The sequence below is a fragment of the Myroides marinus genome (assembly GCF_900109075.1).
Taxonomy (GTDB): domain Bacteria; phylum Bacteroidota; class Bacteroidia; order Flavobacteriales; family Flavobacteriaceae; genus Flavobacterium; species Flavobacterium marinum_A.
This window is the reverse complement of the sequence record NZ_FNYS01000005.1, coordinates 42326-64769: the sequence shown is the minus strand read 5'-3', so window position 1 is coordinate 64769 and position 22444 is coordinate 42326. Positions and strand designations below refer to the sequence as shown.

20 protein-coding genes and 1 tRNA gene are annotated in these 22444 nt (G+C 32.7%); 14 read left to right on the top strand and 7 right to left on the bottom strand.

The annotated features are described in order from the left end of the window. Window positions 1-310: 310 nt before the first annotated feature. A complete protein-coding gene (locus BMX53_RS07215) occupies window positions 311-2047 on the bottom strand; it encodes a hypothetical protein (protein WP_244154481.1) in 1737 nt (578 codons plus the stop codon). A 321-nt stretch (window positions 2048-2368) separates the two neighbouring features. Here BMX53_RS07215 and BMX53_RS07210 point away from each other — a divergent pair, with 321 nt between their 5' ends. Beyond that, window positions 2369-2917, top strand: coding sequence for a hypothetical protein (locus BMX53_RS07210; RefSeq protein ID WP_074745387.1), 549 nt, complete (start codon window positions 2369-2371; stop codon window positions 2915-2917). A 169-nt stretch (window positions 2918-3086) separates the two neighbouring features. On the opposite strand, the gene BMX53_RS07205 is transcribed toward BMX53_RS07210, so the two are convergent. The 3 genes from BMX53_RS07205 to BMX53_RS07195 all read right to left on the bottom strand — a co-directional run bounded on the left by BMX53_RS07205 (window position 3087) and on the right by BMX53_RS07195 (window position 4674). Then, complete coding sequence (locus tag BMX53_RS07205; protein WP_074745385.1) at window positions 3087-3404, bottom strand: DUF6922 domain-containing protein; 318 nt, start codon at window positions 3402-3404, stop codon at window positions 3087-3089. A gap of 39 nt (window positions 3405-3443) precedes the next feature. Beyond that, window positions 3444-4127 carry a nucleotidyl transferase AbiEii/AbiGii toxin family protein gene (locus BMX53_RS07200; protein ID WP_074745383.1) on the bottom strand — a complete coding sequence of 228 codons (684 nt, stop codon included), beginning with the start codon at window positions 4125-4127 and terminating at the stop codon, window positions 3444-3446. Window positions 4128-4266: 139 nt separating this feature from the next. Next, entirely contained in the window at window positions 4267-4674 is a 408-nt protein-coding gene (locus tag BMX53_RS07195) for a helix-turn-helix domain-containing protein (protein WP_074745381.1), read from the bottom strand. 215 nt (window positions 4675-4889) lie between these two features. On the opposite strand from BMX53_RS07195, the gene BMX53_RS07190 reads away from it, so the two are divergent. Further along, window positions 4890-5144, top strand: coding sequence for a MerR family transcriptional regulator (locus tag BMX53_RS07190; protein ID WP_074745379.1), 255 nt, complete (start codon window positions 4890-4892; stop codon window positions 5142-5144). A gap of 108 nt (window positions 5145-5252) precedes the next feature. Here the strand turns inward: BMX53_RS07190 and BMX53_RS07185 are convergent, their stop codons facing one another. Further along, the gene (locus BMX53_RS07185; protein WP_074745377.1) at window positions 5253-6572 is read right to left on the bottom strand and encodes a site-specific integrase; all 1320 of its coding nucleotides are present in this window, start codon (window positions 6570-6572) and stop codon (window positions 5253-5255) included. 274 nt (window positions 6573-6846) lie between these two features. Next, window positions 6847-6931 (bottom strand) — tRNA-Ser (locus tag BMX53_RS07180). Window positions 6932-7416: 485 nt separating this feature from the next. On the opposite strand from BMX53_RS07180, the gene thrS reads away from it, so the two are divergent. The 5 genes from thrS (at window position 7417) to BMX53_RS07155 (ending at window position 11307) form a co-directional block, all read left to right on the top strand. Further along, the gene (gene thrS / locus BMX53_RS07175; protein ID WP_038987125.1) at window positions 7417-9369 is read left to right on the top strand and encodes a threonine--tRNA ligase; all 1953 of its coding nucleotides are present in this window, start codon (window positions 7417-7419) and stop codon (window positions 9367-9369) included. Window positions 9370-9474: 105 nt separating this feature from the next. Then, complete coding sequence (infC, locus tag BMX53_RS07170; RefSeq protein WP_240485531.1) at window positions 9475-9969, top strand: translation initiation factor IF-3; 495 nt, start codon at window positions 9475-9477, stop codon at window positions 9967-9969. Between the two features lie 46 nt (window positions 9970-10015). Beyond that, the gene (gene rpmI / locus BMX53_RS07165) at window positions 10016-10213 is read left to right on the top strand and encodes a 50S ribosomal protein L35 (protein ID WP_016361612.1); all 198 of its coding nucleotides are present in this window, start codon (window positions 10016-10018) and stop codon (window positions 10211-10213) included. 104 nt (window positions 10214-10317) lie between these two features. Then, entirely contained in the window at window positions 10318-10662 is a 345-nt protein-coding gene (rplT, locus tag BMX53_RS07160) for a 50S ribosomal protein L20 (RefSeq protein WP_038987126.1), read from the top strand. A gap of 132 nt (window positions 10663-10794) precedes the next feature. After that, entirely contained in the window at window positions 10795-11307 is a 513-nt protein-coding gene (locus BMX53_RS07155; RefSeq protein WP_038987127.1) for a class IV adenylate cyclase, read from the top strand. Between the two features lie 54 nt (window positions 11308-11361). Here BMX53_RS07155 and BMX53_RS07150 read toward each other — a convergent pair whose 3' ends face one another. Then, entirely contained in the window at window positions 11362-12054 is a 693-nt protein-coding gene (locus BMX53_RS07150; RefSeq protein WP_038987128.1) for a cell division ATP-binding protein FtsE, read from the bottom strand. Between the two features lie 504 nt (window positions 12055-12558). Here BMX53_RS07150 and BMX53_RS07145 point away from each other — a divergent pair. The 7 genes from BMX53_RS07145 (at window position 12559) to BMX53_RS07115 (ending at window position 22394) form a co-directional block, all read left to right on the top strand. Continuing rightward, window positions 12559-12903: a CidA/LrgA family protein gene (locus BMX53_RS07145; RefSeq protein WP_074745373.1), complete on the top strand. Its 345-nt coding sequence runs from the start codon at window positions 12559-12561 to the stop codon at window positions 12901-12903. Beyond that, window positions 12900-13598, top strand: coding sequence for an LrgB family protein (locus tag BMX53_RS07140; protein ID WP_038987130.1), 699 nt, complete (start codon window positions 12900-12902; stop codon window positions 13596-13598). Before BMX53_RS07145 ends, BMX53_RS07140 begins: the two co-directional genes overlap by 4 nt. A 267-nt stretch (window positions 13599-13865) precedes the next feature. Continuing rightward, complete coding sequence (locus tag BMX53_RS07135) at window positions 13866-16889, top strand: tetratricopeptide repeat protein (protein ID WP_074745371.1); 3024 nt, start codon at window positions 13866-13868, stop codon at window positions 16887-16889. Window positions 16890-16914: 25 nt separating this feature from the next. Then, window positions 16915-18678: a TonB-dependent receptor gene (locus BMX53_RS07130; protein ID WP_074745369.1), complete on the top strand. Its 1764-nt coding sequence runs from the start codon at window positions 16915-16917 to the stop codon at window positions 18676-18678. A 169-nt stretch (window positions 18679-18847) separates the two neighbouring features. Further along, entirely contained in the window at window positions 18848-19297 is a 450-nt protein-coding gene (locus BMX53_RS07125) for a hypothetical protein (RefSeq protein WP_038987133.1), read from the top strand. Between the two features lie 149 nt (window positions 19298-19446). After that, window positions 19447-21387, top strand: coding sequence for a DNA topoisomerase (ATP-hydrolyzing) subunit B (gyrB, locus tag BMX53_RS07120; protein ID WP_038987134.1), 1941 nt, complete (start codon window positions 19447-19449; stop codon window positions 21385-21387). An 80-nt stretch (window positions 21388-21467) separates the two neighbouring features. Next, the gene (locus BMX53_RS07115) at window positions 21468-22394 is read left to right on the top strand and encodes a malate dehydrogenase (RefSeq protein WP_074745367.1); all 927 of its coding nucleotides are present in this window, start codon (window positions 21468-21470) and stop codon (window positions 22392-22394) included. Window positions 22395-22444 lie beyond the last annotated feature (50 nt).

Below are 22444 nucleotides of genomic sequence, written 5' to 3'. Positions count from 1 at the left end.
TATCTTTTTTTAGTTTATTAATCTTAAAAAAGAGTATACCCTTAAGTATACCCAAATCACATCTTTATAAGGGCTGAAAGCCCAAGAGTATACCTTAAGTATACTCTAACCCTTTGCAACGTCAGTGAAAAGGCAAGCGACTAGGGCTCTGCCCAAGTCCTGCTTGCTTTTTTCAAAACCATATATTACTGTAAAAGAAAAGAGTAGTGATATACTACTCTTTTAATACTTTCTAAAGCAAAGTAAATCAATGTAATTCAAAGTATTGTAAGACATATCTAGCCAAATAGAGTCATTCCCTTTTTATTAATTAATTTTGTGTATGAGTCTCTTCTATATTGTTTAATCCTTTATTACACTCAAAATCAGATATGCCTTTTTCATATTGTAGATAGCACTCTTTAGCAAACTCATAAATCTTACAAATGAAATAATAAACTCTGCTCCACTGTTCTTCTGTGTATTTAACAGTTGGGAATTTGATATTAGGATAATTTCTAAGACTTGTATAATTATCAAATAGCATTTCTCTTATCTCCTTGTCACAGTCAATAACAAGATTTAATTCTGGGACATACCATTGAATTAAACGCCATAGATAACTTATAGTATGTACTTGTGGTATATAATCCATTTTAGCAAAAAGTATAGCCATTGCAAGTTGCTGTAAGGTATACTTATATAAAATCACATCTGCATCGCTCTGACAGCCCTCTATTTGGTAACTGAGCCTTTTTACAATAGGTTTAACCATTGCTTTACATTCTGTCCAAAATTTTAGTTTAAGTTCACTTAATGGGAACGTTTCTAAATCTGGATTCTCAGCTATTAGCGGTGCTCCAATCCACAGTTTATCCTCTGTTAGATTTGTTCTAAAGAAAGAATGGTATACAGGTATATGTAAATGCCAATTTGATTTTTTTATTAAAATTATGGTTACATCAACTAAATCTTCAGTATGAAAAGAAACGTATTGTCTTATATTTCCCTCTTCATTGATGTGCAACGTCTCAACACTTGCTATTAATAGTAGATGTAGTTTATAGGGAGTTGGGGGCTCAGAACTTAAGAGTATCTGTTCATTAGCTCTTCTTTTTATTAGATAAAATGACTTCACCTTTTTATATTTCTCTAAAGCCTTTCTTGTTCTTTCTTCAAGCACCTCTTGTATTTCCGTTATTTGTTCTGGGTTATCTAATGATAATAATTTTTGTTTGTTTACTATGTGTCTATACTTACTTAGTATTCGATGTGGCATTTCTATGTACATCGCTTCTAAAAAATCCTGAGCTATGGTAAGGAAATATCCTATTGTTAGTTGTTTTTTGGATTCTGTATATTCAGTAATTTTCTTTGGTTTTAGTTCTTCTCTAAATAATGAAACCATATCTTCTGCATAAAAGTCAAAGTCTTCTTCAAAAACATCTTGAACAGGATAACAATGACTAAACACAAAATTTAGAAAAGAAACATTACTACACTGAATACTTCCTGATAGTATAGGTAGAACTCTTTCTTTAGTATCTTGTATTACTTGTTTTATACCAAGCATAGCAGATTGTTCATTTATAAGATTAGTTTTTAACTCCTTTTTTAAGGACTTTAAAAACTTAGTATTTCTTTTGTAATGCTTAGCAAACCATTTAGAAATATATTTTTCAAAATCATTTTCTTTCTGTTTGGATTGATGCAAACTAAACAAAGGTTCTGCATCAAGTAAAGAACCATAAGTGAGATTTTCTTTTTGAAAATTTAATGTTGAATACATTATATTCTGAAAAGAACCAGATTGATAAAAGTCTTTGATACATAAGCAATAAATATTTACTTGGTAGTGATTAATCCCTTTAGTAATCCATTTGCTTTTACGAATATTATTTAGTTCATCAATATCGTAAAAACAAAGAGTAATAATAGGATGATTGAGCAAGTTATTCTGTGAATAAAAAATAAATCCCACTAATTTTTTTTTGATTAATTCTTCAAGTTCGTGTTTTAGTTCGCTTGATAATTTCAAGCTTTCAAGGTTGTTAATGATTGATTTCATAATTACAGTATTTTAGGTTAGTAACTGCAAGTTCTTACCCTGAATTATAGTAATCTATTCAATTAAAGGATATTATAGTTTGTGAAGCGAATAGTATATCTTCTACAAAAAGTTCATTTTTATGAATCTAAAAATTATAAAGAAACTATTATTTGGTTTGAGATGATACGCATATTCATCGATTTAATGACTTGCATTGTAGAACTAAATACTTATCAAGATAATACTCAAGCTGATTAAACGCATATTTTATCCCTGATATAGAATAGCTTACCAATATGTAAGAAGGTACTTTTATATAAACCTTAAAAAAATTGAATTATGAAAGCAATCAAAATCCCTTTAGAATCACATTTGTGGACTAAAAGAGGCATCAAATGCCCTTATAAAATTATTAAAGAGATGTTTTCTTCCTACAGCTTAGAAAGCTATAAGACATTTTTAAATGAGTATTCATATTATGTATTAGAAATAAAAAAACGGTATAAAGGAACTGCTGGGGATATGGTATATAGATTTTTCATACTCCATTCTGTGTTTAGAGCATGTTATACTATTTTTAAAAAGCCTAAAGGATTTGAAAAACGAAAATTAACTGTCCCTAAAACAGATAATTTTAATGATTTCTACTTAGGCTCTCTCACATTAGAAGAGTACTTAAATCCCTATATGACCTTCAAGAATATTTTTACAATGGTTAGCCTAGAAGATTTAGATTATTTTTCAGCTGATTATATACAAGATGCTTTAAAAGAAGAGCGAATTTTTGAAGTACATTACCAAATTCCTCCTATCTATTTATATAAGCTACTAGATGCTTGTTGGTTAATTTATAAACGAAGTTCTTATCCACAAAGAAATGACGTCTAAATTATCGAGATGTGTCTTTGTCCTTACAAATTGAAAATTTTCCAGTATCAAAGACCACTCGTTTTTCTCCCGAAGGTCGCAAAATTGGTAAAGATAAAGGAGTATTAATTACCAGAATATATAAAGCAAAAAAGCTAGAATACATAAAATATTGTACTCTAGCTTTTTCTTATATCCAATGATAGGATTTATCTTTTCTGTTTTGATAACAAAGCATATCTTCTTTTCTAAGTTCTGGAAAAAATCTAATAGCTCTTTCAATAGCGTAATTAGGTAAGAACTTAATCTCCTTACATATTGTAAGAAGTATTTTTTCTTTGCTATACAGCCGAACGATTTCATCTATTTCACTCTGATCGCCACGTTCAATTACACGTACTATAATGGGAATATATGCTTTCTGATAATCAAGCTTATTAATGTCAGTGTCCCAAAATAATTGAGTTCCTAAAGTTGAAATATCAGTTAGTTTTTGTTCTTTTTTCATAATATGAATATAGTGATTTTATGGAGATTAAGCAACTGTTTATCTGCGTATTCCTCTTTTTCTAACATGTTGGTTTATTTTTTTATCGGGTTCTAAATCGAATTTAAAAGAGGGATTTGCAACAGCTTTTTCTAAACGTTCTTTCATTGTACCCCAATTACTTTCTTTTCCATGCATCAAGGTAACCTCAAAATCTCGATAGATATTCTCATAAAAAGTTAATGCATAGGATGCTAATGCTGTATTACCATTATACTTGTTTTTATAAGCATCTAAATAGGTTTGCAAAGGATTGTGCTCTAAAAGAAAATACATATCAACAAAGTCTTTGATACGCGTTCCGCTTTGAAAAATAGCATGAAGTTTCATTGCCCCAATATCTTCTAAAGAAGCTAATCTTACATTGTCTATATGCAATACTTCTTTTTGTAAAGGGTATTTATGTGCAATAATATCTACTTTAACTCGATTGATATCCATTAAAATAGTATTATTAAACATTTCCTTTACATTGGCATTAAGCTTTTGTTTTAAATGTTGTGATATCGATTTATAATCAAAATCTTTGATCGAGAACAGGTCTATATCAATACTAATTCTATGACCTATTTGCAGGCTTAATGCTGTTCCTCCTACAAGAATAAAATCTTGTAACCTTTCATCTTTCATAAGCCTTTGAAGTAATTCCCAAAGCTCATTAATAACGGTTTGTTTATATAACATAATTAAAAAATTTTCAGAAAAGTATTCCTGAAAACCTCCTATATTATGTATTGGCTTAATGAGGTTCTATTTGTCTTTATAAGTCACAAAAAAAAGCCTAACCATAGGTTAAGCTTTCATATATTTATTAATAATCTATTTACTTCGTTTGAATCAACTTCTCTAAACGAACCATCATTTCATCTTTCTCTTTAAGCATACGCTCGTACAAGGCAATCTTTTCTTCATGAAGTTGAACTAGTTTATCAATAGGGTTGTTATTAAAAACTGGACTATAATTTATCAAGCCTTGTGTACCATGAAATGTACTTGATATTATATTAATAGCTTGTTCTTCATCAAAGTTCTCAATCGCTTCAACAGGTATTTTTAGCACCTTAGAAATCTGTTGTAATAAAGTATTATCAATAACATCTTTCTGTTCAAGTAAAGATATCTTCTTTTGATTCCAATCATCTCCTAAATCAAAAGCAAGAACCTCTTGCTTGATTCCAAGCATTTCTCTAAAACGCTTTACATTTCTTCCTTGATGTATTTTATGTTCCATAATTAATAGCTGAGTTAAGAAGGCTCAAAGATAAAGCCAATGATTTAAAAAGATTGAATTGTAAAGTTATAAAATAATCGGTAAGATATCCCAATAAGAGAATATTATAGTTGTTTAATAGGAAATTCATCGCCAAATAGACTCTAAAACTGCCAAAAATCAAGTTACATCTGTTTTGATCTTAGTTTAGATGTTTAACCTTAAAGATAATTATCATGGAAAATCAAATCACAAAAGAAGATTTAAGACTGTTTGCTCAAACAATCATTGGAGAGCTAAAAGAACTATTAGCTAAACAGAGTAAAGAGTGTTCACCCGAATGGGTAAAAGCTAAAGTAGCAAGGCAACTACTAAGTATCTCGCCAGCTTCACTACAAACTCTTCGAATCAGTGGTAAATTGCAGTATCGCAAAATACTAGGCTCGTATTACTACAACAGAAAAGAGATCGAAAACCTATTTAGTAAGTAGAAAATTTCTACTTATTAAATAGGTTAAAAATTGACTCCTTTAAATTCCTTGCTTGTAAATACAACAGTTGAATTGTTAGAAAGTGTAGAGAATTTAAGGGAGTTTTTATTATCCATTTAACTGATTAATAAAATTAGTTAGTTGGGTTAATTTATCAAGATCTAGCTTTTTTAAACTCTCTAATAAATCTGTGTAATTATCAGTTTGTTTATTTGCTTTTCCTTCAAGCTTATCTTTTAATATCTGCATTTCAGTTTTGATAGACTCTTCTTCTGTTAGAGCGTATTCCTCTGTTTGTTTAACAGAGTGATGACCTAACATTTCTTTGACTACGTGAATAGGTACGCCATTGCCAAGAGTTACAGTACTTCCAAAAGTTCTTCTTGCCTTATGTGTATTTAATTCGCTTATTTCGCACAGTGAGGCAATCTCTTTTAAATACTCATTCATCTTTTGATTAGAGCGAACGGGAAGTACTATATCTTTATAAGTACAATCCGGATGATCTTTATATTTTTCCATTATCTGTATAGCTTTTGGCAGTAAGGGAATGGTAATATTAGCATCTGTCTTTTGTCTGTTGGTTCTTATCCACAAATTACCCTCTTCATCTTTAGTAATATCGCTTTTCTTAAGCTTAAACACATCGATATAAGCAAGACCTGTATAACACTGAAAAACAAATACATCTCTTACAGTTTCTAATCGCTCGTTAATAAACTCTTTGTTTTCTAAAATAGATAGCTCTTGTTTGCTTAATGGTTTTTTATTGAGCTTAGTCTTTTTAGGTTTGTATTGTACAAATGGATTAGAAGCAATAATTCCCTTAGCAACCGCTCTTAGAACAATCTTCTTGAAGTTTGAGATATACTTAATAGCTGTGTTATTAGAACACGCTCTAACAGTCTTTAAATAGTGCTCATAGCCAATTACAAACTCATAGTTGAGCTCTCTAAACTCTATATCTTCTTTACCATATACATAACGGATATACTCAGCTACGTGTGATCTTGCTGTTACGTACCTTTCATGCGTTCCAATGGAGTACTCTTTAGGTACAAGTTTAAGTATTTCATCATTGTGCTTTTGAAACTCTTCTAAAACTTTAGCCTTACTAGCTCCTTTGCCTTGGATATAATCCATAAGTACAGAAGCAGTAATAGGCTCTTCGTTGCTTAAGAGCTCTAATTTGTATTTAGTAATCTTTGATACGATTGTATCTAAGAGATAGTTTAGCGTTTTAGCATCTTCTTTAGTGCCATTGGCACGACCTGCTTTTTGATTCCATCTGTTGATATCCCATTTATGACTTAAAGAAGTCTCTTTGCGAATACCGTCTACTGTGATTCTAAGATAAACACCTCTTAAATCACTTTTCTCTCTATTGGGTTTAAGAAAGAAATTAATTGATAACTGTTTTTCTAACATAATTCAACTGTTTTTAAATATTAATAAATGTCGAATTAAAACGTTCCAAAATCACAGTTTAAAACTCTCTGGCGCCATTTGGCGTAAGGGTTCGCTAAGTTTGAAGGTGCGCATCACTAAAATATTTTTCTGTGCACCGAATCAAGTGTATTTTTTGGGTGCACTTTTGAAAAAAATGGGATATCCCTAAAAAAGAAAAAACCTATAACTCTTTGAGAATCATAGGTTTTAAGTTGTTTTGATGACTTTTAAAAAGTTATCTTTTATAAATCAGCGGAGAAAGAGGGATTCGAACCCCCGGACCTGTTACAGTCAACAGTTTTCAAGACTGCCGCAATCGACCACTCTGCCATTTCTCCAGTAGTCTGCTTTACTTCTGTATTGCGAGTGCAAATATACGGCAAAGTCTGATGTTTGCAAGCTTTTTAGAATAAAAAAGTGAAGTTTTTTAGTGTGTTTTTTGTAAGTGTTTTATTTTGAGTAGGTAATGTGGTAAAAAAAATGTATATTAAGACATAGGACAAGTACTTACTATTAGTTTCTATCAATACACAGTGAATAAAGTCTGTATACCTTCAGTCCTGAGTGGATATCTAATTTTTTTCTATTTTGATAGAGTAGGAGGTAAGTGTTTTTTTGTATGGGTAGTGTGTTTTTACTCTTTGTAGTATATGTAGTTGTGATTTGTGAAAAAAAGATCTAAAGATAAATAGCTGTTTATTAATAAAATAGATTTATGCGTATTGTAAAGATTATAGTGTTAAAAAAAATGAGTTAAGAAGGGGTAAATGTTGCGATTCTATGGTAAAACCTGTATATTTGCATTTTATTTTTTAAAATTATTATGATAAAAATTACATTACCAGACGGTTCAGTGAAAGAGTTCGCCTCAGGTGTTACTCCTTTCGATGTTGCAAAAAGTATAAGCGAAGGTTTAGCTAGAAATATTATTTCTGCAAGCTTCAATGGTACCACCATCGAAACCACGACACCTATGACCACGGATGGTAGTTTAGTTTTATATTCTTGGAATGACGAGGAAGGAAAGAAAGCTTTTTGGCACTCTACTTCACACGTAATGGCTCAGGCTTTACAAGATTTATACCCAGGTATCAAATTAACTATTGGTCCAGCAATCGCAAGTGGATTTTACTATGATGTAGACTTCATGGATTACAAAGTAACTGATGCTGACTTTAAAAAGATTGAAGACAAAGTTTTAGAAATAGCTCGTGGAAAGCATGATTTTAAAATGCGTTCTGCTACAAAAGCTGAAGCTTTAGAGTTTTATAAAAAAGAAGAAAACCCTTATAAAGTTGAGTTAATCGAGAACTTGGCTGATGGTACTATTACATTCTGTGATCACGATACATTCACTGACTTATGTCGTGGAGGTCATATTCCTAATACTGGAATTATCAAAGCGTTTAAAATCTTATCTATCGCTGGTGCGTACTGGAGAGGTGATGAGAAGAATAAACAGTTAACACGTGTTTATGGTATTTCATTCCCTAAACAAAAAGACTTAACTGAGCATTTAGCTTTATTAGAAGAAGCTAAAAAACGCGATCACCGTAAATTAGGTAAGGAGTTAGAGTTGTTTACATTCTCTCAAAAAGTTGGACAAGGATTACCATTATGGTTGCCAAAAGGTGCTGCTTTAAGAGATAGATTAGAGCAATTCTTGCGTAAAGCGCAGAAAAAAGCTGGTTATGAGCAAGTAGTAACTCCTCATATCGGACAAAAAGAGCTTTATGTTACTTCTGGTCACTATGCAAAATATGGAGCTGATAGCTTCCAACCAATCAATACTCCAGTTGATGGAGAAGAGTTTTTGTTAAAACCAATGAACTGTCCTCACCACTGTGAGATTTACAATTCAAAACCTTGGTCTTATAAAGATTTACCTAAGCGTTTTGCTGAGTTTGGAACAGTATATCGTTACGAGCAATCAGGAGAATTACACGGATTAACTCGTGTAAGAGGATTTACTCAAGATGATGCGCATATTTTCTGTACTCCAGAGCAATTAGATGAAGAGTTTAAAAAAGTAATTGACCTAGTGTTGTATGTTTTCGGTTCTTTAGGATTTGAGAACTTTACAGCTCAAGTATCAGTACGTGATTTAAGCAATCCTGATAAGTACATTGGAAGTGTAGATAATTGGGAGAAAGCAGAGCAAGCGATTATTAATGCAGCTAAGGATAAAGGATTAAATTATGTGATCGAGAGTGGAGAAGCTGCTTTCTACGGTCCTAAGTTAGACTTTATGGTTAAGGATGCTTTAGGTAGAAGCTGGCAGTTAGGAACGATTCAGGTAGATTATAATTTACCAGAGCGTTTTGATCTAAGTTACAAAGGATCAGATAATGAACTACACCGCCCAGTGATGATTCACAGAGCACCATTTGGTTCTATGGAGCGTTTTATCGCGATTCTTTTAGAGCATACTGGAGGTAATTTCCCACTTTGGTTAATGCCAGAGCAGGCTATAATCCTGTCTTTGAGTGAGAAATATGAAAAATATGCTAAAAAAGTTTTAGATTTGCTAGAAAATAGCGAAATTCGCGCGGTGGTTGACAACCGTAATGAAACTATAGGTAAAAAGATTAGAGAAGCAGAGGTACAAAAATATCCTTATATGTTAATCGTAGGTGAGGAAGAGGAGAAAAATGGTACAATTTCTGTAAGAAGACATGGTGATGACGGTAAGTCTAATCAAACAATGAAGATAGAAGAGTTTATCGCTCAAATTAATGCAGAGGTAAATAGCTCTGTTAAACAATTTGGAGAATAAGAATCGTATAACGCTTGATATACAAGCACAAAAAATATTATAGCCATAGCAATAAGACAAAACAGAGGAAGAAATCCTCGCGAAGAAAAGAAAGATGCGCATAGAATTAATAATGCCATCCGCGTTCCTGAAGTTCGTCTTGTAGGAGACAACGTCGAAGCAGGTGTATTTAAATTAGCTGACGCTATGCGTTTAGCTGAAGAGTTAGAGTTAGATTTGGTAGAGATTTCACCAAACGCAGAACCTCCTGTTTGTAAAATTACGGATTATAATAAATTTCTTTACGAACAAAAGAAGCGTGAGAAGATGCTTAAAGCGAAGTCGACTCAAATCACTGTAAAAGAGATTCGTTTCGGTCCTCAAACTGATGAGCACGATTATGAGTTCAAAAAGAAAAATGCAATGAAGTTCTTAAAAGAGGGATCAAAGCTAAAAGCTTTCGTTTTCTTTAAAGGGCGTTCGATTATTTATAAAGATCAAGGACAAATCTTATTATTGAGATTAGCACAAGATCTTGAAGAATTTGGTAAAGTAGAAACTATGCCAGTTTTGGAAGGTAAACGTATGACTATGTTTATTGCTCCTAAAAAGAAAAAATAGTATATTAAGATAGTTAAGTAAGATAATCATTAATACCTAGGAAATAATGCCTAAAATGAAAACTAAATCTAGTGCTAAGAAACGTTTCAAGTTGACTGGTTCTGGAAAAATCAAAAGAAAACACGCTTTCAAAAGTCACATTTTGACTAAAAAATCTAAAAAGCGTAAATTAGCTTTAACACACTCTGGATTAGTGTCTAAAGCAGATACTAACAGTATCAAAGATCAATTAAGATTAATCTAATCTTAATTTCGGTTAAAATCATTTAATAACCCTGGAGTGGTGCAAATTAAATTTTGGAAGTGTTTGAGATATAACCGCCCACTACAAAAACACATTTTTAAGAAATGGCAAGATCAGTAAACTCAGTAGCTTCAAGAGCAAGAAGAAAAAGAATTTTGAAGCAAGCCAAAGGATTCTTTGGAAGACGTAAAAACGTTTGGACAGTAGCTAAAAACGCGGTAGAGAAAGCAATGGTATATGCTTACCGTGATAGAAAACAAAAGAAAAGAAACTTCCGTGCTTTATGGATTATGCGTATCAACGCTGGTGCAAGATTACACGGAATGAGCTATTCTCAATTCATGGGTAAATTAAAAGCTAACAATATCGAATTGAACCGTAAAGTTCTTGCAGATTTAGCTATGAATCACCCTGAAGCTTTCGCAGCTATCGTTAATAAAGTAAAATAATAAACGTTTGTCAAATCTGATTTATCTTACTTAATATATTTAAAGCCCTACAGTGTGTAGGGCTTTTTTATTTTCCAATAGTTTATAGTTGTTTTTTCTGGTTATTTTTGGAGATAAACTGTAAAGATAATTATGGAATTAAAGAATGTGGAGTTTAAAGCTTATGCAAAAGATTTAGGCGTACTTGAAGAACGTTTGAGTGTTTTGAATCCTATATTAGAAGGTGTTTTTAGACAAGTAGATACGTATTATAATGTACCTATTGGACGCGTGAAATTAAGAGAGTACGATGATTTTAGCTCTCTAATTTATTATAATAGAACTGACGGGATAGATGCAAAGGGATCTGATGTTATCTACTATAAACATGAGAAAGATGCTGCTTTAGGAGCTATATTAGAGCTTCAATTTGGTATTAAGGTAAGAGTTTCTAAAGTGCGAAAAGTGCTTAAATATAAGAATGTTAGTGTTCATTTAGATACCGTTGAAGGACTTGGTACTTTTGTGGAGGTTGAAGCTTGTAATATAGGAGTAGAGCAAGGGGTTGATTTAAAAAAGCAATGCGATGAGTTCTTTGAGTTGTTAAAGCTTAAAGAGGAGGATTTAGTAGCAGTATCATATAGCGACCTTATTTTAATGAAGTAAGAGGAATCACAATCAGATATAAAAAAAGCTATCCTCTTGGATAGCTTTTGTATTTTATTGATGTTGTGCGGTTCTGTGTACTACTTCGAATAGTGTACCATCATCACATTTTAAAGTTTTGGCTGGGAATTTTAATAGTAATGCATAATCATGTGTTACCATTATAATCGTTCTTCCGTTCTTATTGATATTTAGCAGTAGTTCCATTACTTCAGCACTCGTCTGTGGGTCTAAGTTACCTGTAGGTTCGTCCGCTAATATAAGGTCTGGATCATTTAATAATGCTCTAGCTATAGCAACTCGTTGTTGTTCTCCACCAGATAATTGGTGAGGCATTTTTTCTATATGGGCTAACATATTCACGTTGTCTAGTACTTCGTGAATCTTTCTGTCCATTTCTTCTTTTTCTTTCCAACCAGTAGCTTTTAAAGCAAAGTGTAAGTTACCATAGATTGTTCTGTCTGGAAGTAGTTTAAAGTCTTGGAAAACGATACCTAAAGATCTTCTTAAGTATGGAATGTCTCTTTCTTTTAATGTTTTAAGATCGTAATCTACTATAGATCCTTCACCAACTTCAAGAGGAAGGTCAGCATAAAGTGTTTTCATAAAACTACTTTTTCCTGTTCCTGTTTTACCGATTATATATAGGAATTCTCCTTTCTGTACTTCTAGATTTATATTAGATAGTACTTTGTGTTTGTTTTGGAAAATATCAACTCCTTGTAGTGATAGAACTGTCTTTGACATAATAATCGTGAATTTTGTCGTAAAAGTACTAAGATAAACAATAATAAAAGAAAAATGACTAGAAAATATCACTTAATGGTTGAATATTTGGTTCAATTTGTAGTGTTTTTAGGAAAGTATTTGAGAATAGAAAATCAAATAGGAGTAAAGCAAAAGGAGAAACCTAGTATTAGGCTTCTCCTTTTGTTCTAACTAACCAATTAATGAATTATATCTTACTACATAATGTTCTTTTTTTTTACATGACAAAGATGCTTCATAATCTTCTAATGTACATTAACTAAAAGTTACCAAATGAATAAGTGATTGTATAGTTATTTAGATGACTTATTGTTGTTTAAAAGAGTTCCTTTATGGTGAATTAATGTCAAGAAAGTTGCTGTCAAGACTTGTCTATATTGGCTTTTTGGTGTTTCAATGTTTTGTTAAATTCTTTATTTTTATCTGTAAATGTGGCTTGGTGGAGAATGTAATTTGTAATTTTGTGGTAAATATTTGTATAAAATGAATTTAATTAAGCAGGTGGCAGTCATTGTTGGGTGTCTTGCCTTGGGAGAGTTAGTAGTTTATCTAACAGGTTTAAAATTACCATCTAGTATTATAGGTTTAATAGCATTATGGGTGTTTCTTAAAATAAGGTGGGTAAAGGTTGAATCGATAGGAGGAATTAGTGATTTCTTAATTAAAAACATGGGGATTTTCTTTGTGCCACCTTGTGTTGCAATGCTAAATTATTTTGATATTCTTAGTAGATCTATTGTGCCTATCGTCGTGGCCACTTTAGCCAGTACTGTTATTGTTATTTTTGTTACTGGATTTACTCACCAATTATTAAGAAAGAAAAAATGAGTTATTTAGCCAATCCCACATTTTTGTTGTTTTTAACTTTAGCACTATATGCCTTGGGTATAACATTAACAGCAAAGAAAAAATGGATAATATTTAATCCTATAATTTTGTCTATGGTAGTGCTTATGGCATACCTATCATTCCTAGAGATTCCTTATGAGAATTATGAACAAGCAGGTAAGTATATAGATTTTTTTCTGAAGCCATCTATTGTAGCTTTAGCTGTTCCATTGTACGTACAGTGGGAAAAGATTAGCAAGCAATTAGTGCCGATTTTGATAAGCCAATTCGTTGGCTGTGTGATAGGTGTTGTATCTGTGGTCTTACTAGCTAAACTTACTGGTGCGGATCAGGAAATTATACTTTCATTAGCACCAAAATCAGTTAGTACACCAATAGCATTAGAGATATCTAAGTCAGTAGGAGGTATCCCTTCGGTAACAGCTGCTGCTGTTATGATAGCAGGGATATTTGGTAGTATGATAGGGTTTAAAGTAATGAATTTGACCAGAATCAGTAATCCTATGTCTCAAGGTATAGCAATGGGGACTTCTTCGCATGCAATGGGTACGATGAAAGCTATGGAAGTAAGCAATAAATACGGTGCATTCGCTAGTGTGGGTATGATCTTTAATGGGATATTTACTGCTGTATTAGCACCGATAGTTTTAGGAGTACTCACTCCACTGTTATAAAATAAAAAGTATATAAGGGATCCACATCTATCTAGGTGTGGATTTTTTATTGTTATTAAGTTATAATGGTCTTTTAAGTAGTAGGGAGAATGGTTATATGGTTTTAGCAGATAAAATAGGGCTGTCTGGGTTTGTGTTTTTGAGTTGCGTAGTCTTTATTTTTATTTTATCTGTGATTTTGATAATTTTTAGGGCAATATATTGCTAAAAAATAAGTTTAAAAGAGTATAAAATGATATATTTGACGTTATATAAATCTGAATTGAAATGCACAAAAATAATAGATTAACTTTATTAACTCTTGCACTAGGGAGTATAACTGCAAGTGCTCAACAATCAGCTGCTTATGTAGATCGATTAGCTGATTATAATCATGCTGTAGCATTGTATAATGAAGAACAATATCTAGCAGCTCAGTTGTTATTCTCTAAGGTAAAGCAGGCTCATGTGGGTGAAAATACTGAAGTAGAGGCTGACTGTGCTTACTATATTGCACATTGTGCAATTCGTCTTAATCAAGATGGTGCAGAGGATAAGATAGATGAGTTCGTGAAGAAATACCCTACTAGTTCTAAGCAAAATCAAGCTTATGTAGAGGTTACAGATTACTATTTTAGCAAAGGAGATTTCTCTAAAGCTTTAAAATATGCTGTAAAAGTAAAAGAGAATGCTATCTCAAGTGAGAAAAGATTAGATCGCTTTTATTTTGAGAAGGGATATAGTTATTTCTACACTAAAAATAAAAAAGAGGCAGAGCGATACCTTAAGAAGGTTAATACTTCTGGTGAATGGGGGGAACAGGCTACTTACTATTTAGGTTATATAGCTTATGATTCTGATAAATTTGACGAGGCTAAGAAACTTTTTGATAAGGTAGAAACTAAATCTACTTATCAAGAAAAGATGGGATACTATCAAGCTGATATGAGCTTTAAAACTGGTAACTTCCAAAAAGCAATCGATCAAGGTACTGCTCAAATGAGTAAAGCTACTGAGCAAGAGAAATCTGAATTGTCAAAAATAGTAGGTGAGAGTTATTTTAACTTAAAACAATATGATAAAGCGCTTCCGTATTTATTAGCTTATCAAGGTAAGAATGGTAAATGGAGTAATACAGACTTTTATCAATTAGGATATGCATACTACAAGTCTAAGGACTATAATAAAGCAATAGAACAGTTTAATAAAATTATCAGTGGAGATAATGGTATTGCTCAAAATGCTTATTACCATTTAGGAGAAAGTTATCTTCAAACACATAAAAAGACACAGGCTCTAAATGCATTTAAGAATGCTTCAGAAATGCGTTTTGATGCAGGTATTCAAGAGGATGCCTTCTTGAATTATGCTAAGCTTAGTTACGATATAGGTAATGCTTATGAAAGTACTCCTAGTGTGTTAAACGCATATTTAAGTAAATATCCTAATTCTGCATATCGCACAGAGATAGAAGGATTGTTAATTGATTCTTATGTGTCTTCTAGAAACTACAAGGAAGCATTAGCTTTATTAGAGAAAAACCGCTCAGTAGGAAATAAGGAGGTGTATCAACAAGTAACTTTCTTAAGAGGACAAGAGTTGTTTAATGAAGGCGATTTTAAAGGTGCTTTAGGTTTATTCGATAAATCATTAGCAGAGCAGCAAAATTTAAAATATACTGCAAAAGCTCAATATTGGAAAGGGGAAACTTTATTCTATTTAAATAACTTTAAAGAGTCTATTGCTCAGTTTAATGCTTTCGAGCAAAATTCTGCTTCTAAAGGATTGTCTGAGAAAGAAAATCTAAACTATAACTTAGCTTATTCTTACTTTAAACTAAAAGAATATGCTAAAGCAGGAGAATATTTTAAGAAATATACAGATGCTAATCCTAAAGATGAATCAAGACGATTAGATGCTTATTTGCGACTAGGTGATTGTAATTTCGTTACTGGTAAATATTGGCCAGCGATGGAGGCTTATAATAAAGTTATAGAAGCTAATAAAGCTGATATGGAGTATGCGCGTTTCCAAAAAGCGATAAGCTATGGATTCGTAGATAGAAACCCGCGTAAGGTGGAAGACTTGACTGCATTTGTGAAAGATTTCCCTAAATCGAATTTAGCTGATGATGCTCAGTATGAATTAGGGGTGACGTATGATGTGATGAATCAAAATGCTAAGGCTTTGGCTGCTTTTGATAAACTGCTTAGTGAGTACCCTACTTCTAGTTATAAGGCAAGAGCTATTTTACGTCAAGGTTTAATTCAATATAATGCAAATAAACCAAATGAAGCATTAGCGAAATTTAAACAAGTGGTAAAAGAATCTCCAGAATCTCCTGAGGCTGTAGAGGCTGTACAAAATGCTCGTTTAATTTATGTGGATAACGGTAGAGTAGATGAGTATGCAACTTGGGTAAAAGGTCTTTCTTTTATTCAGGTTACAGATGCTGAACTTGATAAAGATACTTATGAGTCAGCAGAGAAACAGTATATTCAAAACAACGCAAAGAGTGCTATCGAAGGATACGAAAAGTACCTGAAGAGCTTCCCAACTGGACAGAAGGCTTTGCAAGCTCATTTCTATTTAGGGCAGATGTACTTTGCAGAAAATAACTTAGAAAAGGCAACAGCTCACTATGAGGCTGTAACAGCTAAAGATAAAAATGAGTTTTCTGAAATTGCTTTAGCGAGATTAGCAGAGCTTTATTTAAAGAATAAGAATACAGCAAAAGCAATTGCTACATTAAAACGATTAGATACTGAAGCTGCACAAGAACAAAATGTGGTATTTGCTAAATCTAATTTGATGAAACTATCTTATGAACAAAATAGTTATGCAGATGCTCTTCGCTATGCAGAAGCTGTATTAAAAATGTCTAAGACGGATAATAAAGTAAAAGCGGATGCTCAGATAGTTATCGCTAGAACAGCTATGGCTACTAATGAAGAAGCTAAGGCTAAAAAAGCGTACCAAGAAGTATTAAAAGTAGCTAAAGGAGAGTTAGCTGCAGAAGCATTGTATTACGATGCTTACTTTAAGAATAAAGATGGTAAATATGAAGCTTCTAACGAGACTGTACAGAAGTTAGCGAAGGAGTATTCAGGATATAAATATTATGGAGCTAAAGGGTTGGTTCTTATGGCTAAGAACTTCTATCAATTAAAAGATAGTTACCAAGCAACTTATATTCTTGAGAGTGTAACCACTAATTTTACTGAATTTTCGGATGTAGTTAGTGAGGCAAAACAAGAACTTCAGATGATTAAGGGGCAAGAGGCTAAACGCAACTCTTCAATAGCTCAATAGTACTTTAATAAAGAATTTATTTACAATGAATAATAAAAATTTATATACGATAATATCTGCTGTAACACTAGTATGTGGAGCGGGATTTGCACAAGATAAAAATACGGATCCTAATAAGTTGGGAACTGAAGTAGTGAATGTGGTTAGAGCTTATGATGCAACTATTTCTGATGCTTTTAAAGTTAGAGCAACAGCAAATAATGATGATGAGTCTGTAGGAAATAAAAAACCTGTGATTTATACTATAAGTTCTTTTCCTGTAGCATCTACTTTTGTTCCTGAGAAAGGAAAAGCAGCTGAAGTGGAGAAAGGATCTAAGCTAAAGAGTTTTAATAATTATGCGCTTTTTTCGGCAGGTAATTACACTAATATTAACGGTGAGCTTTTCTTAAGTCATAAGTTAAATCAAAAGAGTTTCTTAGCAGGATATGCAAGTCATTTTTCTTCTCAAGGAGGTATTAAGGATTTGATTTTAGATGATAGTTTCTCTAATACAAAAGGAGGACTTGTTTATGGTGGACAATTAGATAATTTTGGTTGGACTGTAGAAGCAGGAGGAAGATATCAGTTAAGTAATTATTATGGATTGCCAACTAAACATATTGATTTTGATAAAAGTGATGTTAATGGCGTTTCTGAATCACAACACTATAAGAATGTATTTTTGAATGGTGGGGTTGAGTTTAGAAACTCTCCTTTTACGGGTCTTGATTTTAGATATGATTATTTTTGGGATGATTTTGGAACTGTAGAGAATCGTTTTAAAATACGTCCAAATGTAAAGACAGCTTTAGAGTTCGGAGAGTTAAATGTAGGTTTAGTAGTTGACTATGTAGGTACAACTTACAAAAATGCATTTACGGGGCTTAAGGATAAGTATAACCATTTAAATATTGGTGCTAAACCTACACTTACATTTAGAGATGATAATTACTCTATAGAAGTTGGGGTAAGTACATTTTATAACAATGGTGAAGTAGCAGGAAAGACACAAAACCGTTTTTATGTGTATCCTAATGTGAAAGCTTCTTATGATTTAGTACCTGGTTTATTGATTACTTATGCGGGTATTGAAGGAGGTTTAGAACAAAATTCTTTTCAACAATTCTCAGAAGAAAACCCATTTATTTCTCCAAATGTATTGATTACTCCAACGGATAAGAAATATGATTTGTTTGTAGGATTAAAAGGAAAATTAGATAATAATATTTCTTATAATGTTAAAGGATCTTACAAGAGAGAGAAAGATAAAGCTATGTTCTTGCATAACGAGTATACTGTGAATCCTAGTAGAATACCATATATGTTCGGAAATTCTTTTGGTGTAGTTTATGGAGATGTGAAAACGTTTAATTTATTTGGAGAATTGCGTTTTGATTTCGAAGAGAATGTATCAATTGGTTTACATGGAGAGTATAATAGCTACAATACAAATACTCAAGAGGCATGGAACTTACCATCTGTAAAAGCTGGAGCTGATTTTAGATTTGACTTTACTGAGCAATGGTTCGCTGGAATGGATATATTCTATGTAGGAAAGAGAAAAGATGTATTTGTAATTGACTCTAAAGGTCTAATAGGTGATTATAATACATGGGAAGATCCGACTGTAGTAGATGTTAAGGATTATGTGGATTTAAACATGAAAGTAGGGTATAGACCAACTAAGAATTGGACTGTATTTGTAAAAGCTAATAATATGTTTAATCAGAAGTATAATCAGTGGGACAACTTTAGAACTCAAGGAATCCAAGTGATGGGTGGAGCAATGTATAAATTTGATTTTTGAGATTTTGAAGTTATAAAAATCGCTAAAAATTGATAATTTATGATTAAAAGTTGCTAATAGATGCACAATATTGTTTTTTTACAATAATTAAAAACTTACTTTTGTCGTCACAAACAACAAAGCATTTTCTCACTTAAGCCAAAAGTGAGAGGATATTAAAAACGGAATAATGACACTAAAGAAGAAGTTAAAAACAATTTGTTTAGAACGGTTAAATGACAAGATTGATGCATTGCAAGGGATTATAGAAGATATGTCTTTAGACGCTCAGAATGACGCCAAAAGTTCTGCAGGGGATAAACATGAGACAAGCCTTTCGATGATGCATTTAGAACAAGAAAACTTAAGCAAAAAGATTTTAGAAAATATCGCAATGCGTGATATAGTAGCTAAGATCGACGAAGAAAAAGAGAGTTCTGTTGTGGAATTCGGTAGTTTTGTTCAAATTAATTCTGTCTATTTGTTCTTTTCAGCAGCTTTGCCAAAAATTAATGTAGATGGCAAATCAATATTAGCAGTTTCTATGGATGCTCCAATCGCCAAGGAGTTATTAGGTAGAAAGTTACATGATAGATTTACTTTTAATAACTGTGAATTTACAGTTCACGAGTTAGAATAAAAAGGAGATAATAGTATAGGACGCAGGTGTAAAACACCTGCGTTTTTTTATGGATTTATTTCTTATAATTAGGCATTTTAAGCTAGTTTAGGGTTGATAAAGTCTTATTAATATGTTATATTTGTACGTTAGATATTTAGATTATTATTATGAGCCAGGAAACAAATAAGAATAATTATTCAGCAGACAGCATTCAAGCTCTTGAGGGAATGGAACACGTAAGGATGCGTCCTTCGATGTATATTGGTGATGTAGGAGTAAGAGGTTTACACCACTTAGTATACGAGGTTGTTGATAACTCTATTGATGAGGCTTTAGCTGGCTATTGTGATACAATTAATGTTATTATTAATGAGGATAACTCTGTTACTGTAGAAGATAACGGACGTGGTATCCCAGTTGATATCCATAAGAAAGAAGGGGTGTCAGCATTAGAGGTAGTAATGACTAAAATTGGTGCTGGAGGTAAATTTGACAAAGATTCTTATAAAGTATCTGGAGGACTTCACGGAGTAGGGGTGTCGTGTGTGAACGCGTTATCAGATTTATTAAAAGCTACTGTTTATCGTGAAGGTAAAATTTATGAGCAAGAATATTCTCGTGGTAAAGCGTTATATCCGGTAAAAGTTATTGGAGAAACAGAAAAACGTGGAACAGCGGTAACATTTAAGCCAGACACTACTATTTTTACTCAAACTCAAGAGTATTCTTATGATACTTTAGCTGGGCGTTTAAGAGAGTTATCTTTCTTAAATAAAGGTTTGAAAATTACTTTAACAGACAGAAGAGTAGTTGAGGAAAAAGGAGAGTTTAAACACGATGTGTTTTTCTCTGAAGAAGGTCTAAAAGAGTTTATTAAATTCTTAGACGGTAGTCGTGTGCCAATTATTGAAGAAGTTATTTCAATGGAACTTGACAAAGGAGAAATCCCTGTTGAAGTTGCGTTGATTTATAATGATACTTATGCGGAGAATATTTATTCATATGTGAATAATATTAATACTCATGAGGGAGGTACACACCTTCAAGGGTTCCGTATGGGATTAACTAGAACGCTTAAGAAGTATGCAGATGCATCTGGTTTACTTGATAAATTGAAATTCGAGATTACTGGAGATGACTTTAGAGAGGGATTAACAGCTATTGTATCGGTTAAAGTTATGGAACCTCAGTTTGAGGGACAGACTAAAACGAAGTTAGGTAATAGAGAGGTAGTATCTCCTGTAAGTCAAGCTGTAGCAGAAATGCTTGAGAACTATTTAGAAGAGCATCCAAATGACGCTAAGATTATTGTTCAGAAAGTTATCTTAGCTGCGCAAGCTAGACATGCTGCAAAAAAAGCACGTGAGATGGTTCAACGTAAGACTGTAATGGTCGGTGGTGGACTACCTGGTAAACTGTCTGATTGTTCAGAACAAGATGCTTCTAAATGTGAAGTATTCCTAGTGGAGGGAGACTCTGCGGGTGGAACTGCAAAACAAGGACGTGATCGTAACTTCCAAGCTATCCTACCATTAAGAGGTAAGATTCTTAACGTAGAGAAAGCTATGGGACACAAAGTTTTTGAGAACGAGGAGATTAAAAATATATTTACTGCATTAGGTGTAACTATAGGAACTGAAGAAGATAGCAAAGCTTTAAATCTTGAGAAACTGCGTTACCACAAAGTAGTAATCATGTGTGATGCCGATGTGGACGGTAGCCACATCGCAACGCTTATATTAACTTTCTTCTTCCGTTATATGAGAGGATTAATCGAGAATGGATATGTATATATCGCAACTCCACCTCTATACATGGTTAAGAAAGGTCAGAAGAAAGAATACGCATGGACTGATGAAGAACGCCTAGCGTTAATGGAACAAATGGGAAGTGGATCTAGTGTTCAACGTTATAAAGGTCTTGGAGAGATGAACGCAGAACAATTGTGGGATACTACAATGAATCCTGAGCATCGTATCTTAAGACAAGTAACAATTGATAGTTTACAAGAAGCGGATAGAGTATTCTCTATGTTAATGGGGGATGAAGTACCACCTCGTAGAGATTTTATCGAGAAGAACGCTACTTATGCTAAAATTGATGCTTAGTATTTAGATGATATAATTTAATAGAGGTCAAGCATTTTTTAATGCCTTGACCTTTTTTTTCAATATAAAAGTTAGAGTTTATGAAAGTTACTATTATTGGGGCAGGAAATGTAGGAGCTACATGTGCTGAAGTTATTGCAAACAGACGTATTGCTAGTGAAGTTGTTTTGGTAGATATTGCTGAGGGATATGCTGAGGGAAAAGCAATGGATATTATGCAATGTGCATCTAATTCAAAGTTTGATACAATCGTAAAAGGATCTTCTAATGATTACAGCTTGACTGCAAATAGTGAAGTGATAGTAGTTACTTCAGGTATTCCTAGAAAACCTGGTATGACAAGAGAAGAGTTAATAGGTACTAATGCTGCTGTTGTAAAATCAGTAATGGAAAGTGCTTTAAAATATTCACCTAATGCTATTTTTGTTATGGTAACTAATCCATTGGATACAATGACATTAGCTGCTTTAAAAATAACAGGATTAGATCGTAAGAGAATTATTGGTATGGGAGGAGCATTAGATTCTGCTCGTTTCAAATATTTCTTATCTCAAAAATTAAACAAACCTGTTTATGATATTGAGGGAATGGTAATAGGAGGACATGGTGATACAACTATGATTCCTTTAATTCGTTATGCTACATATAAAGGAATGCCTGTAACTGAGTTGTTAAGTTTAGAGGAGCAAGAAGAAGTCTGCAAATCAACAATGGTGGGTGGTGCTACTTTAACTAAATTATTAGGTACATCAGCTTGGTATGCACCAGGAGCTGCTGTAGCTAATGTGGTTGAAAGTATCTTATATGACTTTAAACGTATGATTCCTTGTTCTGTTCTTTTAGATGGAGAATACGGACAGAAGGGATTGTGTATTGGTGTTCCTTGTATTATAGGTAAGAATGGTTTAGAAGAAATCGTAGAAATCAATCTTAATGATAAGGAGACTGAGAAGTTCTTGGCTAGTGTAGAAGCTGTGCATAATACCAATAAAGAACTTACAGTATAGGACTATTGAGCTTAAATGTTAAAATATAGGTTAAATAAATTGTTTCTTTT

Excerpts from the sequence above, each read along its gene's own strand:
- BMX53_RS07215 (WP_244154481.1), bottom strand. The coding sequence starts at position 2,047 with ATGAAATCAATCATTAACAACCTTGAAAGCTTGAAATTATCAAGCGAA.
- BMX53_RS07210 (WP_074745387.1), top strand. The coding sequence starts at position 2,369 with ATGAAAGCAATCAAAATCCCTTTAGAATCACATTTGTGGACTAAAAGA.
- BMX53_RS07205 (WP_074745385.1), bottom strand. The coding sequence starts at position 3,404 with ATGAAAAAAGAACAAAAACTAACTGATATTTCAACTTTAGGAACTCAA.
- BMX53_RS07200 (WP_074745383.1), bottom strand. The coding sequence starts at position 4,127 with ATGTTATATAAACAAACCGTTATTAATGAGCTTTGGGAATTACTTCAA.
- BMX53_RS07195 (WP_074745381.1), bottom strand. The coding sequence starts at position 4,674 with ATGGAACATAAAATACATCAAGGAAGAAATGTAAAGCGTTTTAGAGAA.
- BMX53_RS07190 (WP_074745379.1), top strand. The coding sequence starts at position 4,890 with ATGGAAAATCAAATCACAAAAGAAGATTTAAGACTGTTTGCTCAAACA.
- BMX53_RS07185 (WP_074745377.1), bottom strand. The coding sequence starts at position 6,572 with ATGTTAGAAAAACAGTTATCAATTAATTTCTTTCTTAAACCCAATAGA.
- thrS (WP_038987125.1), top strand. The coding sequence starts at position 7,417 with ATGATAAAAATTACATTACCAGACGGTTCAGTGAAAGAGTTCGCCTCA.
- rpmI (WP_016361612.1), top strand. The coding sequence starts at position 10,016 with ATGCCTAAAATGAAAACTAAATCTAGTGCTAAGAAACGTTTCAAGTTG.
- rplT (WP_038987126.1), top strand. The coding sequence starts at position 10,318 with ATGGCAAGATCAGTAAACTCAGTAGCTTCAAGAGCAAGAAGAAAAAGA.
- BMX53_RS07155 (WP_038987127.1), top strand. The coding sequence starts at position 10,795 with ATGGAATTAAAGAATGTGGAGTTTAAAGCTTATGCAAAAGATTTAGGC.
- BMX53_RS07150 (WP_038987128.1), bottom strand. The coding sequence starts at position 12,054 with ATGTCAAAGACAGTTCTATCACTACAAGGAGTTGATATTTTCCAAAAC.
- BMX53_RS07145 (WP_074745373.1), top strand. The coding sequence starts at position 12,559 with ATGAATTTAATTAAGCAGGTGGCAGTCATTGTTGGGTGTCTTGCCTTG.
- BMX53_RS07140 (WP_038987130.1), top strand. The coding sequence starts at position 12,900 with ATGAGTTATTTAGCCAATCCCACATTTTTGTTGTTTTTAACTTTAGCA.
- BMX53_RS07135 (WP_074745371.1), top strand. The coding sequence starts at position 13,866 with ATGCACAAAAATAATAGATTAACTTTATTAACTCTTGCACTAGGGAGT.
- BMX53_RS07130 (WP_074745369.1), top strand. The coding sequence starts at position 16,915 with ATGAATAATAAAAATTTATATACGATAATATCTGCTGTAACACTAGTA.
- BMX53_RS07125 (WP_038987133.1), top strand. The coding sequence starts at position 18,848 with ATGACACTAAAGAAGAAGTTAAAAACAATTTGTTTAGAACGGTTAAAT.
- gyrB (WP_038987134.1), top strand. The coding sequence starts at position 19,447 with ATGAGCCAGGAAACAAATAAGAATAATTATTCAGCAGACAGCATTCAA.
- BMX53_RS07115 (WP_074745367.1), top strand. The coding sequence starts at position 21,468 with ATGAAAGTTACTATTATTGGGGCAGGAAATGTAGGAGCTACATGTGCT.